The sequence below is a fragment of the Bradyrhizobium sp. JR4.1 genome (assembly GCF_040548605.1).
Lineage (GTDB): Bacteria > Pseudomonadota > Alphaproteobacteria > Rhizobiales > Xanthobacteraceae > Bradyrhizobium > Bradyrhizobium canariense.
Genome location: NZ_JBEPRY010000004.1, coordinates 320,898 through 334,466 on the forward strand (window position 1 = coordinate 320,898; position 13,569 = coordinate 334,466).

Annotated in this window: 10 protein-coding genes; 6 read left to right on the forward strand and 4 right to left on the reverse strand. The window is 63.5% G+C overall.

Annotation, left to right across the window (positions count from 1 at the left end):
- Window positions 1-43: 43 nt before the first annotated feature.
- Both ABIB90_RS13025 and ABIB90_RS13030 read right to left on the reverse strand, forming a co-directional pair.
- Window positions 44-2,917, reverse strand: a complete 2,874-nt coding sequence (locus tag ABIB90_RS13025) for an ATP-binding protein (RefSeq protein ID WP_354200796.1) — start codon at window positions 2,915-2,917, stop codon at window positions 44-46.
- A gap of 197 nt (window positions 2,918-3,114) precedes the next feature.
- Window positions 3,115-3,999, reverse strand: coding sequence for an SDR family NAD(P)-dependent oxidoreductase (locus ABIB90_RS13030; RefSeq protein WP_007596085.1), 885 nt, complete (start codon window positions 3,997-3,999; stop codon window positions 3,115-3,117).
- Window positions 4,000-4,350: 351 nt separating this feature from the next.
- Between ABIB90_RS13030 and ABIB90_RS13035 the strand changes: the two genes are divergently transcribed.
- The 5 genes from ABIB90_RS13035 to ABIB90_RS13055 all read left to right on the forward strand — a co-directional run bounded on the left by ABIB90_RS13035 (window position 4,351) and on the right by ABIB90_RS13055 (window position 8,282).
- Window positions 4,351-5,406: a catalase family peroxidase gene (locus ABIB90_RS13035; RefSeq protein WP_354200846.1), complete on the forward strand. Its 1,056-nt coding sequence runs from the start codon at window positions 4,351-4,353 to the stop codon at window positions 5,404-5,406.
- Window positions 5,403-5,966, forward strand: a complete 564-nt coding sequence (locus ABIB90_RS13040; protein ID WP_007596080.1) for a cytochrome b — start codon at window positions 5,403-5,405, stop codon at window positions 5,964-5,966. The genes ABIB90_RS13035 and ABIB90_RS13040 overlap by 4 nt, the downstream gene beginning before the upstream one ends.
- A 63-nt stretch (window positions 5,967-6,029) precedes the next feature.
- Entirely contained in the window at window positions 6,030-6,530 is a 501-nt protein-coding gene (locus ABIB90_RS13045; RefSeq protein WP_354200797.1) for a Dps family protein, read from the forward strand.
- Between the two features lie 216 nt (window positions 6,531-6,746).
- Window positions 6,747-7,583 carry a formate dehydrogenase accessory sulfurtransferase FdhD gene (gene fdhD, locus ABIB90_RS13050; protein ID WP_354160334.1) on the forward strand — a complete coding sequence of 279 codons (837 nt, stop codon included), beginning with the start codon at window positions 6,747-6,749 and terminating at the stop codon, window positions 7,581-7,583.
- Window positions 7,584-7,601: 18 nt separating this feature from the next.
- Window positions 7,602-8,282 carry a YoaK family protein gene (locus tag ABIB90_RS13055; RefSeq protein WP_354200798.1) on the forward strand — a complete coding sequence of 227 codons (681 nt, stop codon included), beginning with the start codon at window positions 7,602-7,604 and terminating at the stop codon, window positions 8,280-8,282.
- A 49-nt stretch (window positions 8,283-8,331) separates the two neighbouring features.
- Here ABIB90_RS13055 and ABIB90_RS13060 read toward each other — a convergent pair whose 3' ends face one another.
- Window positions 8,332-9,585 carry an oxalate decarboxylase family bicupin gene (locus ABIB90_RS13060; RefSeq protein WP_354200799.1) on the reverse strand — a complete coding sequence of 418 codons (1,254 nt, stop codon included), beginning with the start codon at window positions 9,583-9,585 and terminating at the stop codon, window positions 8,332-8,334.
- A 248-nt stretch (window positions 9,586-9,833) separates the two neighbouring features.
- Between ABIB90_RS13060 and ABIB90_RS13065 the strand changes: the two genes are divergently transcribed.
- Entirely contained in the window at window positions 9,834-12,203 is a 2,370-nt protein-coding gene (locus ABIB90_RS13065; RefSeq protein ID WP_354200800.1) for an FdhF/YdeP family oxidoreductase, read from the forward strand.
- Here the strand turns inward: ABIB90_RS13065 and ABIB90_RS13070 are convergent.
- Complete coding sequence (locus ABIB90_RS13070) at window positions 12,142-13,503, reverse strand: PAS domain-containing sensor histidine kinase (protein ID WP_354160340.1); 1,362 nt, start codon at window positions 13,501-13,503, stop codon at window positions 12,142-12,144. The genes ABIB90_RS13065 and ABIB90_RS13070 overlap by 62 nt on opposite strands.
- Window positions 13,504-13,569 lie beyond the last annotated feature (66 nt).

Consider the following 13,569-nt stretch of genomic DNA (forward strand, 5'->3'; position numbering starts at 1 on the left):
CCGCATCGGTCGGGGCAAAAGGCGCTTATGGATCAGGAGAGGATCATTTGGCCGCAGACGCGTACGGGCGCGCCGGATTCAGCTCGGCAAGCAACGCTCTCGCCATCTTGAGGCTGCGCGTATCGAAGCCCTCGGTAAATCGCAGATAGACGGACGCAAGCATATCGTGCGCCTCCTGGCAGCGACCGCCTCGCTGCCATAGTCTCGCAAGCCCGATCGCCGCGCGAAGCTCATAGCCCAGCGCTCCTTGATGACGAGCGAGGTCGAGCGCCTGCACGAAGCTCATCTCCGCCTGCGAAAGATCCGGATTGCTCTTGTGCATCAGCGCTTCAGCCCTTGCGCGCAGCATGTCGGGCATCTCCATCATGAAGTTGCAGTGCCGGGCCTGGGCAATCGCCTGATCAATGGTGTCGAGGGCTTCGTCACCGTGACCTGTAGCCGACAAGGCATCGGCGAGGGACATGCGCAACCCTGCCACCGCACCGAAGCTCTGGCTCTGCAGCTTGTCGATCGAGCCTTTCAGCATAGCGAGCCCGATGCCGGTCTCGCTTCGGGCCAGCAGCGTAATCCCCTTCATCGCCTCGCCGACCATCTGGAGAATGGCGAGGTTGTGCCTTCGAGCCTCCACGACGAGCCTGTCGATGTGTTCTTCGCAATCCGCCAGATCGCCATTCCAGAAGAAGACGTCGAATGCCCATGCTAACGCTCGGCAGAACATGACCGGATGGTTCGTCGCGATCACGTCGGAGATCGCCCGGCGCACCATTTGCGCTGCTTGATCCGGATATCCCTGAAGCCAGAGGACGCGCGCAAGGGTGATTTGAGCGCGTTTAGGGTATTCGAGGGTGAGGCCGCTAAGGATGTCCCCATCCATGCCCGGATGACGCAACGCCGCTTCGATGTATGAGCGGGACTCAACGAACCTGCCGAGATATTGGTAGGAGATGCTGAGCAACACGCGCATGCGCGCGACGGCAATGGGATCGTTGCTGGTCAGCGCAACGGCTTCGCCGCGTTTGGCGGTGGCCAGTACCTCATCATATCTGCCGACGAACAATTGCAGCAGGTGCAACTGGTCGATCAAACGGATCTGCCCTTGCACGTCGCCGATCTTCTCGGTCAGTTCAAGCGCCCGGTTGAGATGATTAACGCCCACTCCGTCGAGCCGTCCCGTGAGCATGCGGGCGGCGCCCAGCGCAGTGTGAAGGACGAGACCCTGCCTGATGCTTCCATTGGCTTCATCCAGTGCTTCGATGGCGCGAGTGACCCAGAGTTCGCATTCCGCCAGGAGCGACAGCTTGAAAAACAGCGGAATCGATGCCGCAGCGAGCGCCACGCCGATTTTGCGGTCTCCCTGATCGGAGAAGCACCACGTCAGCGCGGCGCGGACGTTACCGAACTCCTCGGCAACCGCCGAAAGGTCTCGGTTCGCTTCGCTCCCGATCCTTTCAAGGAGACCGCGAAAGTAGCAGGCGTGACGTCGCGAGATCGCGCCAGCGTCCCCGCTGGTGACAAGTTTCTCTTGCGCGTACGCCCGGGTCGAGTCGGCAAGGCGGTAGCGGGTTGGTTGCGAGCCGGTGTTCAGTGTAAGCATCGACTTGGCAACGAGGCCGTCGATGATCGCCAGGATCGTGTCGTCGTCCTCGGTGGCCACGGCGATCGATCGGGCGGCGTCCAGGGTCATGCCGCCGACGAACACCGACAGCCGGCCGAGAATCACGCGCTCCGGTTCGGATAGAAGATTGTAGCTCCATTCGATGGTTGCGCGCAGCGTCCGGTGTCGGGGCAGTGCCGTGCGTCGCCCCTCCCACAGCAAATTGAGGTGCTGATCGAGGAGCTGGACCATCGCCCTCGCGCCGTATGCGCCCACATGGCCGGCGGTGAGTTCGATGGCAAGCGGGATGCCGTCGAGCCGACGGCAGAGGTTGCCGACGTCCGGGGCGTTCGCATCCGTCAGCGTGAACTCGCCGCCTCCTGCAGTCGCACGCTCCACGAAGAGTTTCACGGATGGGTAAGCGAGGGCGTTCGCGGCCGTCAGAACGGCCTTCTCCGGCGGGCTCGGGAGCGGCGGGAGACGGTATGTGAACTCGCCTTCGACGCGCAGCAACTCCCGGCTCGTGGTCAGGATGTGCAGCTCCGGGGCCGCCTGGTAGAGCCGCTCGGCCAGCGCCGCCGTTGCTTCGATGACATGCTCGCAGCAGTCCAGAATGAGCAGCATGCGCCTGTCGCGCAGGAATGCTGCCAGGCTGCTCGCCGGATCATTCGATCGCGCCGGCAGTCCAAGTGACGATGCGACGATCGCCGGCACCGGAGCGGCGTTGCCGGTTTCGCCGAGACCGATGAAGTGGACATGTCCGGCGAATTCCGCGAGCAGGGCGTGGCCCGCGGAAATGACGACCGTGGTCTTGCCGATGCCGCCGGGGCCGACAACCGTGACGAAGCGGTGGGCTCTCAGACTTTCCGAGATGTCCTGAATGGTATGCTCACGCCCCACCATCTGCCGGGGATGCGCCGGCAAGTTGTGGACATAAGTCGGATTGGTCGGCGCAGCTTGCTTCTGTTTGGGGCGTGAGACCGCGGCGACGAAGCAGTAGCCTTGGCCGGAGACCGTGCTCAGATATCTGGCGCCGGCATCGCCGTCTCCGAGTGCTTTGCGGAGTGCGGCGATATGGACACGCAGGCTGTTTTCCTCGACGTTGGCACCCGGCCATGTCGTGGCTATCAGATCCGTCTTGCTGACGACGTTGCCGGCCTGCCGGACCAGCGCGAGCAGGATGTTGAACGCACGATCCGATAATCGGAGCGGGCTCCCGTTTCGTTCAATCCGCCGCTGCGAGAGGTCGAGGCGAAACGGCCCGAAGAGAAAGATCTCATGGGCGGACTCGTCTTGAGCGGAGCGGCCGGCTTGGGCCATCATGTCGTTGCTTTGCCAGCGGGGGACCATTTTCGGATATCAACCCGGCGCACGACTCGTCACGTTCTATGACTTGGAAGCACACCAAGACGTGTGAACGCAGTGGCCCTTAAACGGTAACATCCGGTAGTTTCGGGGTAAAGCATCGGGCTCTATCACTTTCGTCTGAGGCTTGGATGTGCGGCGCCACGATGCGCGCCTTATCCGATCAATGTCGGCTTGAGAATGTCTTCCAGTCCGATCCGGCGGAGCAGTTCCGCGCGGACGCTGTCGGCGACGGTGTCGACGGCTGCAGCCCCGTCGTCGTCCGGACCGAAATGAACGCGTAGCGGACGCTGTCCGAATGGCATATCGACGATATCGGCTATGGCGGTCGCGACGTCTTGCGGAGTTCGATCCTTCGCCGGAAGCTGCCCAAGTGCCGACAGCGCGATCTCGCTCAAATCGGCCGTCGGACCATCCGCGTATTCCTCTGCCCGAACGGTGTCCAGCGGCCGGCCGGAGCGAATGTAGTGGCCGGGCCCGAGCGCGCTGGGAACGACGATGGTTGTCTCGACACCCCAACGCGCGAGCTCGCCGGCATAGCCGAGCGCCAGCGCATCCAGGGCGGCCTTTGAGGAAGCATAGGCGCCCAGGAAAGGAACCGAGCCGCCTCGCGCGCTGCTCGACGAGACCCATATCAGCAGGCCATGGCCCTGCTTGCGCAACTGTGGCAACGCGGCCCGATTGAGCCGTTGCGCACTCAGCACGTTGGTGTCGTAGAGTTCGGCAAGCTGGGCCGGTGTGAAGGCCTCCGCCGGCCCGTAGAGGACCTGGCGGGCATTGTGCACGATCACGTCGAGGCGGTTGTTCTCAGCGACGATGGCGTCGATAGCCGAGTTGACGGAGGCTTCGGAGGAGACGTCGAACGCGATGGTTCGGAGGTCCGCGCCACGCTTGCCGTCCTCGGCTCCGCCATCCGCGCCGCCGTGCTCATCCACTTCCGGCATTGAAACGTAGACCGTGTGGCCGGCCTGTGCCAATTTCCTGCAGGTGCTTCGTCCGATGCCGTTCGCAGCTCCTGTGACGATGATCACTTTGCCCATTCGAATCCCAATCGCATTCCACCTTCCGCAAAGACGCCAGCGCCATCGCGACACGTTCGTCGTTTGGCGATTGATCCCTGGCCTTGTGCGAAGAGTTCCTGAAATACAGCCGGGCGCAAGACGGGTCTTTCGAGCCCGGCGGCTGATTTCCAGATCGCACGAAATATTTCGAGAAAGCCCGAAAGCGGATGAGGACGGGTCTCCCGCGGACCGGGCAGGCTCGAACGTGCCTTCGCGAAATTGGCGTTGGCTTTCAGAAGATCGCGGCTGTGGCCGCCGACTACAAGAGCCGCTCGGCAGAACGGGCCGTGTGACGCGTCTGTGTCAGCTCGCTCGTTACGAGGAGAAGCGATGAATCAATCAGGCAAACTGCCGCGTTCGGGACTCGGACCGCTCGTGTTGATAGCGGCCATCCTCGGAGGCGGGGCTGCGGCGTTCGCGTACACTGCGGGCTGGCTCTCGCCGGGGCGCCTGACGCCGGAGCAGATGATTGCGGCGCTGACGCCTCCGAGCGGCGCACCGCTCGGGCACCGGCGAAATCATGCGAAGGGGATCTGCTTCACCGGCATCTTCGAGGCCAACGGAAACGGCGTAGAACTTTCGCGGGCCAAGGTCTTCGAACGCGGCACGTATCCGGCGCTGGGTCGCTTCAATCTCGGCACTGCGGATCCGAACGCCGTGGATGCAACTGTCCGTGTGCGCGGTTTGGGATTGCAGATCGCCGCAGCGGATGGCGAAGAGTGGCGGATGGCCCTGATCAACCCGCCGTTCTTTGCAGTGTCCACGCCGCAGGCGTTTCACGACCTGCTGATCGCATCCGCCGAGAAGGAGCCGGAGGCGATGAAGATTTTCATCCACGCAAATCCGGAATTTGCCGCCTTCGCGACCTGGGCGAAGACGGCGCCCTGGACCACCAGCTATACGGAGGAGCCTTACCACGGGCTCAACAGTTTCATCTTCACGAACGCGAAGGGCGGGGAGCACGCGGTGCGATGGTCGCTGCTGCCCACTGTGCAGCCCGTTCCGGTTTCGCAAGCCGAGCTGGAAAAGCGCGGCCCGGATTTTCTCGAGCAAGAGATAGTGGAGCGAATCCGGACCGCCGGCCCGCAGCGCTGGACCATGGTCACGACGGTCGCCGATCCCGGCGATCCGACCGCGGACCCGAGCAAGGCCTGGCCCGAGGGGCGCCGTACGGTGCAGCTCGGAACGCTTGTCGTGCAGCGGATCGAACCCGAGCGGGATGGACCCTGCCGCGACATCAACTTCGATCCGACCGTGCTGCCGCGGGGAATCCGGCTGTCGGACGATCCTTTCCCGGCCGCGCGCTCGTCGGTCTACCGCAAGTCCTACGATTTGCGTGCGGCCGAAGCCGGCGACTATCCGCGAACCGAGTCGGCGAGGCCATGAGCAACGCTCCGCATCGTTTCGCCCTGATCCAGCGGCTGCTGCACTGGCTGATGGCAGCCTGTATCGTTGCCATGTTCTTCATCGGCGTCGGCATGGTGTCCACCGTGGCGCCGAAGTACTTGCCGCTCATCCTGATCCACAAGACGCTCGGCGTCACGCTTCTGGTCCTCGTTGTGATCAGGCTGGCGCTGCGGCTCCATTACGGCGCGCCGCCGTTGCCGGCAGATCTTCCGCCGGCGATCAAGCTGGGAGCAAGATTGTCGCATCGGCTCCTCTATGGCTTCATGATCGTCATGCCGTTGCTGGGTCTCGGCATGCTTTGGGCTGCGGCTTATCCAGTCGTCCTGTATGGCGGGATTCGAATTCCGGCGTTGCTGCCGCAGAGCGACCGCGTGCACACATTGCTATGGAATGCTCATTTTTACCTGGGCTTCGCGTTCTTTGCCCTCGTGCTACTGCATCTGGCGGCGGCGCTGTTCCACGCTTTGGTTCGCCGCGACGGCGTGTTCGGGACGATCGCACCCTTTCGACTGCGGAACAGGACGACGCCGGCGGAATGAGCGCTTCGCGTGCCGGCGAAATCCGCACCTCAAATTTCTAAACCTCCAGCAAGGATGACGACAATGACCAAAGCAGATCTCCAAAGCCCGACGGATCTCGGGGCCAATGCGAACCGGGACGTTCCAGCCGCGCTGAGAGCGCTGCTGGCTGATGTCTTTGCGCTGTACCTGAAGACCAAGAACTTCCACTGGCACGTGTCGGGTAGGCACTTTCGCGACTACCACCTCATGCTCGACGAGCAGGCCGAGCAGATCTTTGCCATGACCGACGACATTGCCGAGCGGGCACGCAAGATCGGCGGAACCACGCTGCGCTCGATCGGCCAGATCGCGCGCGAGCAGCGCATTCTGGACAACGACGCGGATTACGTCGATCCGCAGGACATGCTGGCCGAGCTGCGCAGCGACAACCAGCAACTGACGCGAGAAATGCGCCGGGTCCACGAGCTCTGCGACGAATACGGCGATGTCGCTACCGCAAGCCTGCTGGAAAACTGGATCGACGAGACGGAACGGCGGATCTGGTTCTTGTACGAGACCGGCCGGAGTGGTCCGAGTTCGTAGGTGCGGGGCATGCCGTCACTGCATCCTCAAAAGATAGCCCCGGGCAGGTCCTTGTAAGCTTGCGCTCATTCATTGCCGGCGGACCGGTCGTGCGAACGAGAGTCGAACCATGGCTGACATGTCGAATTCGAAGGCCGGAGTCATCATACCGTATCACCCGATCCTGGCTTCGTTCACTCCTCCCGACATTCGCCCTAGCCGGCAACGGTATCGGGCATGATGACGGAGTCGACGTATACGAAGCAGCGGGAGATTGCCTGGCGCGGCGGCCGCACGAGGTCGACGTCGCGATTTGTCGCCGAGGAGAGCGCCATCGCGCTCACCTACAACGGATCGACTCATGCGGTGATGATGGGGACGCCGGCCGATCTGGAGGATTTCGGTTTCGGCTTCAGCCTCACCGAAGGAATCATTGACCGCGCAGACGAGATCAGGAGCATCGAACTGATCTCGAACGAGCTCGGCATGGAAGTGCGGATGTGGCTCCATGGCGACCGCGCCGCGATCTTGGCTGCGCGCCGTCGCGCCATCAGCGGTCCGGCCGGATGCGGGCTATGCGGCATCGAGAGCCTCGAACAGGCGCGCCGCGCGTCGGCACGGATCCAGGGCCGCGGCATTGCCTTTCATGCGCGGGACCTGCTGGGCGCCATGCTGGCGCTGTCTCCCCTCCAGATCCTGAATCAGCAAACGCGGTCCGTCCACGCTGCGGCCTTCTGGCATCCCCGCAACGGCATCGGCCCGGTCAGGGAGGATGTGGGCCGGCACAATGCGCTCGACAAGCTTGCCGGATCGCTCGTTCGCAAGGGAACATCGGCTTGCGATGGCGCGGTGCTGCTGACGAGCCGCGTTTCGGTCGAGATGGTGCAGAAAGCGGCCATGATCGGCGCACCGGTCATCGTGGCCGTTTCCGCGCCGACCGCACTCGCAATCCGGACTGCGGACGAGGCGGGGATCACGCTGCTCGCGATCGCCCGCGATGACGGATATGGCGTCTTCACGCACCCGTGCCGCGTCTTGCTGCCTGACGAGGCTGCGCGACGCACCGAGTGCTGACCCCGCGGGCCGACCAGTATGGCGATGCAAGCCGCATCTTCCGCGTCGGACGTCGAGGCGCCCATCGGCATCTATGCTCCGGAGCGATCCCTTCTCGTCGCATCGGTACTGAGCATGTCAGGGGGCTTCCTCGACGCCTTTACCTGGCTCTCGCTTGGTGGCGTGTTTGCCAATTCGCAAACCGGCAATGTCGTATTCGTCGGTGTCTACGCGATGTCCGGCCAATGGCAGCAGGCGGCCCACCATCTGCTCCCGATGGTCGCGTTTCTCCTCGGCGCGTCGATCGCGATCCGCATCCAGGCGCCGCTGCGCTGCCTCGTCGGAGAGATCGTCTGCCTGGCGGCGGCGATGCTCTTGCTTCATCACGTTCCGGATATGGTCGCGATCCTCGGAATCTCGTTCGGTGTCGCGCTGCAGTCGGCGAGCTTCAGGCAGGTGGAGCGTTGGAAGTATCTCTCGACTACCGTCACCGGCAACATGTTCCGCGCCATCGACCAGTCCGTTGCGACATCCGATCGTGATGCGGCACGTGGCGCCGGAGTCATGCTCCTGCTCAGCCTGATGTTCCTGTTGGGAGCCGCCCTCGGCAGCTGCGCGACGAGGTGGCTGGGCGCGTGGAGCCTTGCCCTGCCGATTGCATCGTCGATGCACGTTCTTTGGTTCTGCCGACGGCATCGCCATCGACGAGACCAAGGCTGACCATTCGAGCCCGGAGACTTCGAAACGGGGCGCCGATGTCAGACGCTCCTTATGTTCGGGCCTTCGGCATGACGCCTGGGCTGTTGTCCGGCCACTGGGCGATCAGCTTCTCGTCGATGTTGAAATGCTGGGCGACCAGGCTGGGGGGCGTGTGCGTCAGCCAGTTGGAGAGCGACACCTCCTCGTAGCGGGGCGCACGGAACACGCCGACGAACTGCAATTCGGTGTCACCCACATTCTCGATATAGTGGCCGAGATTGCGCCGGACATAGCCGATGTCGCCGGCCGAGAAATCCGTCGTCAGCGCGTTGGGGCCGGTGTCGAACACCGTCATCCGCGCCTTGCCCTTGATGTAGTACTGCCACTCGTCGGCGTTCGGATGCCAGTGCATCTCCCGGACCGCTCCCGGCGGCATAGTCACCAGCGCCGCGGCGACGGTGGTGGCGACCTTGAAGTTGCTGCTGTCGGCGACGCGGATGCTGCCGGCGGAGCTCTCTTTCATCGGCGCCGAACTGCCGAGCGAATGGATGAACGGATAGGGCGGTGCTTCCGCATTCGTGGCGATTGCGGCGCGATCGGCGGCGAGATCGCCGGGCACCGTACCCTGGAAGATCCAGCGATTGTGCAGCGGGATCTTCGCGAACACGTCGGCCGGAACGCCGAAATTCTTCGCCAGCACCTCGGGCGGCGTATGGGCGAGCCAATCGGTCACGAGGAGCGTGTTGAACTCATTGGCGTGGCCGTCGTCGAAGCAGATCACGAATTCGCAGCCGTCGGGACCCAGGCCTTGCAGCGAATGCGGCGCGCCCGGCGGGAAATACCAGAGGTCGCCGGCCTTGAGGTCGCCGATATAGGGGCGTCCCTGCGTATCGAGCGCGGTGATACGGCAACTGCCGTAGGTCATGATCGCCCATTCGGCCGCCTGATGCCAGTGCAGCTCGCGGATGCCGCCGGCGGACAGCCGCATGTTGACGCCGGAGATCTCCTTCGAGATCGCGAAATCCTCGACGGTGACTTGCCGTGCCCAGCCGCCGTTCTGAATCCGCTTCGGTGCGTTGTTGAACGAAGCCCAATCCATCGGCAGGCCACCGATGTCGGTCGCGGGCGGGGTTTGGACGGAGGGAAACTGTCCGGCGAGAGCCGGGTTCTGCGGACCAGGATCGGTCAGGCTTCCAGGGCTCCTGGCGTTGATCGCGCCTTGCGGCGGCTCGTCCGGATTGCCGAAGGTCGCGGCCTGTGCGCCGGAGCCGACCATGGCGGCGCCTGCCGCGGACATGGCCAGCAAATCACGTCGGGAAAACATATTGGGGCCTCCTGAGAATAGTCAAAAGCCCTCTGTGGCGACGGGGCTCCGGATTCAAAGCCTAGTTCCTGGCTGCCGGCACAGCTTCCGCGAACGGCCTTCCTTTTTCCGGAATGCACTGGCTGCTTCAACTGGCGGGGCCGAGTCCGAACGTGTGCAATTGAGAAATTCGGCTTCGTTTTGAAAAGACGGCTCTGCCTGCACGATCCTTAACTGGCTTGGAGAGTTGCTCATCGAGAGATATCGAGATGACTGCGAAATCGGTTCGTCCCTACCATGAGCCCGCCGGCGGCTGGGGCGCTCTCAAGGCGCTCAGCGAAGCGCTGTTGGTGCAGCGGGTACCGTTGAAGGGCGCAGCGACGCTGAGCCGGATGAATCAGCCGGATGGCTTTGATTGCCCCGGCTGCGCCTGGCCCGATCCGAAGCACACCTCATCATTCGAATTTTGCGAGAACGGCGGCAAGGCGATCGCCTGGGAGACAACATCGAAGCGCTGCACTCCGGAATTCTTCGCCGAGCATACTGTCACGGAGCTCGCGAGCTGGAACGATCACGATCTCGAAATGGTCGGGCGGCTCACCCATCCGATGGCTTACGACGCCGTGTCCGACCGCTATCTCCCGGTGGAGTGGAGCGATGCGTTCGACATGATCGGTCGCGAGCTTCGGGCGCTGCCGGATCCGAACATGGCGGAGTTCTACACGTCCGGGCGAACCTCGAACGAAGCCGCCTTCCTCTATCAGCTCTTCGTGCGCGAATACGGCACCAACAACTTTCCCGACTGCTCGAACATGTGCCACGAGGCGACCAGCGTCGGCCTGCCGTACTCGCTGGGCGTCGGCAAGGGCACGGTGCTGCTGGAGGATTTCGACAAGACGGATTGCATCTTTATCTTCGGCCAGAACCCGGGCACCAACAGCCCGCGGATGATGACCAGCCTGCGTAACGCGGCACGTCGCGGCGCCTCCATCATCTCGTTCAACCCGTTCCGTGAGCGGGCGCTGGAGCGCTTCCAGGCGCCGCAGAGCCCGGTCGAGATGATCACGCTGTCATCGACGACGATCAGCTCAAAACTGTTCCAGGTGCGGGTCGGCGGCGACGTCGCTGTCCTCAAGGGGATCATGAAGATCCTGGTGGAAGCCGACGAGGCCGCCCGTGCCGCCGAGCAGCCGGAGATACTCGACTGGGATTTCATTCGCGGCCACACGGTCGGCGTTGAAGCGCTGATCGACGACCTCAAACGCACGCAATGGCCGGATATCGAACGTCAGTCCGGCCTGACGCGCGAGGACATGGAATATGCGGCCGGCGCCTATATGAAGGTCGAGCGCGCCATCCTCGTCTACGGCATGGGCATCACCCAGCACTGGCGCGGCGCGAACAACGTCCAGCAGATCGCCAACCTCGCGCTGTTGCGCGGCAATGTCGGGCGCGATGGCGCCGGCGTCTGCCCGGTTCGCGGTCATTCCAACGTGCAGGGAGATCGGACCGTGGGGATCACTGAGGCCCCCAAGGCCGACTTCCTCGAGCGCCTGGAGCAACGCTTCGGCTTCAAGCCTCCGGCCGCGCCGGGACACAACGTAGTGACCGCGCTAGAGGCGATGATCCGCGGCGAGGTGAAGGCGTTCTTCGCAATGGGCGGCAACTTCGCCGCGGCCATTCCGGATTGGCAGGCGACCCAGGCGGCGCTTGGCAAGCTCGATCTGACCGTCCACGTCTCGACCAAGCTCAACCGCAGCCACCTGATCCATGGCCGCGCCGCCCTGATCCTGCCCTGCCTCGGACGCACCGAGATCGACGTCCAGGCGTCGGGGCCGCAGTCGATCACGGTGGAGGATTCGATGTCGATGGTGCATGCGTCGGGCGGTCGCAACAAGCCGGCATCGGAGCATCTTCGCAGCGAGGTCGCGATCGTCGCCGGCGTTGCCAAGGCGACGCTGGGCGAGCGCACGGTGGTCGATTGGGACGGCTTCCTTGGCGACTACGACCGCATCCGCGACGCGATCGAGGCGGTATTCCCCATCTTCCAGGGCTACAATGCCCGCATCCGCGTCCCCGGCGGCTTTCACCTCACCTCGACGGCACGCGAGCGTGTCTGGGCGACGCCGTCGGGCAAGGCGAACTTCCTGGTCTTTCCGGGCTGCGGCGAGGATCCGCCGCAGAGTGATCCCGATTTCCTCTGGCTCACGACGATCCGCAGCCACGATCAGTACAACACCACGCTCTACTCGATGTCGGACCGCTATCGCGGCGTGTTCGGCCAGCGCGACGTGGTGTTCCTCAACGAATACGAGTTGAAGAGGCGCGGACTTGCTGACGGCGACCGCGTCGACCTGATCACCGCCTCGACCGATGGCGCCGAGCGGATCGTGCGCAACTTCCGTGTCGTGGCCTATTCCTTCCCGACCGGCTGTTGTGCGGCGTACTATCCGGAGACCAATCCGCTGGTACCGCTCTACGCCTACGATCCCCTCAGCTTCACGCCGTCATACAAAGGCGTTCCGGTCCGCCTGGTACGTTTCCCTTGGAATAGCTGTAGAGTCGTAGACGTCGCGCTCAGGTATCGGCGTGGAGGTCGCAGCGCGGCGAATCCGCCGGGACGGAGACCGGCAGCGTGAACCAGAAGCGGGCGCCGCCATTCGCGCCGTTGCCGTCGGCGCCGATCCTGCCTCCATGCGCCTCGATGATCGACCGGCAGATCGGGAGTCCCATGCCCATCCCGCTGTCCTTGGTCGTGAAAAAGCTTTCAAACAGCCGATCGACATGTTCGGCGATGCCAGGACCGTTGTCCTCCACGGAGCAGCACAATTTCGACGCGTCCTGTGTGACCGTGCTGATGACGATCCTACGATCGTCACATCCCGCTTGCGTCATCGCCTGCACCGCGTTGATGGCCAGATTGACGATCACCTGCTGGAGCTGGGTGCGGTCACCGAGCACCTGCGGGCTGGTCGGATCAGGCCGGTGCAGGATCGTCACGCTGCGGGATTCCATCTCGTGTTGAAGGAAAAGAAGTGCTTCGCGGATGATCTCGTCAAAGGACAGCAATGCCTGCTCGGGGGCTTTCCGGGAGGCCATCCCGTGAACGCGCGCCACGATGTTCGCGGCGCGCTGGGTATCCACGACAATGTTCTCGATGGTCTTGCGGATCTCGAGGATATCGGGCGTGGGCCTGTTCAGCCACCGTAGGCCGGCGGCGCCGTTGGTGGCGATGGCGGCCAGCGGCTGATTGACCTCGTGCGCGATCGACGCGGTGAGCTCGCCGAGCATCGAGACGCGCGCGGCATGCGCGAACTCGGCCTGTGCCTGCTGGAGCTTCTGCTGGGCGCGAATGCGTTCGGAAATGTCGATGGTAACGACCAGGCTTGCTTCGAGATTGTCAATGGGGCCGACGCGAGCCGTCGTAAAGAGAACGTCGACGATGCGGCCGTCCCACGTGACCATCTGGGTCTCTTCCTCGAAATTCGTTTCTCCGCGGAAGCGGGACTCGATAGCCCGGCGGAACGTATCTGGACGTTGCTTCCAGGTCTCGGCCATGGAACGTCCGACATAGCCTTCCCCGAAACTCTGGATGGCCCGTTCGTTGGCCTCCTGAATCGAGAGTGCGTCCATGCAGGTCCGGAGGAAATCGGGATGGCTATCGAGATAGAGGCCCAGATCGGTAACGCCCTCGGCGCGCAACTTTCGGAACAGCGCCATCAGCCTGCTGGTGTCGAGCTGCCGAAGCGCGATCGGCATCCGGCTGAACAAATGGCGGTAACGCTGCTCGCTCCGCTCCAGCTCGCCATGGGCCTTCTTCTGCGCGGTGATGTCCATGACCGCGCCGACGAGCGTCAGCGAAGCGGCCAGAAAAGCAGCGAAAGCGATCGCCGTAAAATTTTCTCCAAGCAGTGAACAGGCGAAGGACAGCAGGGTCAAAACAAGGCTACCCCAAGCCCACAGCAGAATCCGATCCTGTATTGTCTGGATCGGCAGCAAACGGCG

What these genes read in the sequence shown, in the direction of transcription:
- ABIB90_RS13025 (WP_354200796.1), bottom strand. Translation starts at nt 2,917, where the DNA reads ATGATGGCCCAAGCCGGCCGCTCCGCTCAAGACGAGTCCGCCCATGAG.
- ABIB90_RS13030 (WP_007596085.1), bottom strand. Translation starts at nt 3,999, where the DNA reads ATGGGCAAAGTGATCATCGTCACAGGAGCTGCGAACGGCATCGGACGA.
- ABIB90_RS13035 (WP_354200846.1), top strand. Translation starts at nt 4,351, where the DNA reads ATGAATCAATCAGGCAAACTGCCGCGTTCGGGACTCGGACCGCTCGTG.
- ABIB90_RS13040 (WP_007596080.1), top strand. Translation starts at nt 5,403, where the DNA reads ATGAGCAACGCTCCGCATCGTTTCGCCCTGATCCAGCGGCTGCTGCAC.
- ABIB90_RS13045 (WP_354200797.1), top strand. Translation starts at nt 6,030, where the DNA reads ATGACCAAAGCAGATCTCCAAAGCCCGACGGATCTCGGGGCCAATGCG.
- fdhD (WP_354160334.1), top strand. Translation starts at nt 6,747, where the DNA reads ATGATGACGGAGTCGACGTATACGAAGCAGCGGGAGATTGCCTGGCGC.
- ABIB90_RS13055 (WP_354200798.1), top strand. Translation starts at nt 7,602, where the DNA reads ATGGCGATGCAAGCCGCATCTTCCGCGTCGGACGTCGAGGCGCCCATC.
- ABIB90_RS13060 (WP_354200799.1), bottom strand. Translation starts at nt 9,585, where the DNA reads ATGTTTTCCCGACGTGATTTGCTGGCCATGTCCGCGGCAGGCGCCGCC.
- ABIB90_RS13065 (WP_354200800.1), top strand. Translation starts at nt 9,834, where the DNA reads ATGACTGCGAAATCGGTTCGTCCCTACCATGAGCCCGCCGGCGGCTGG.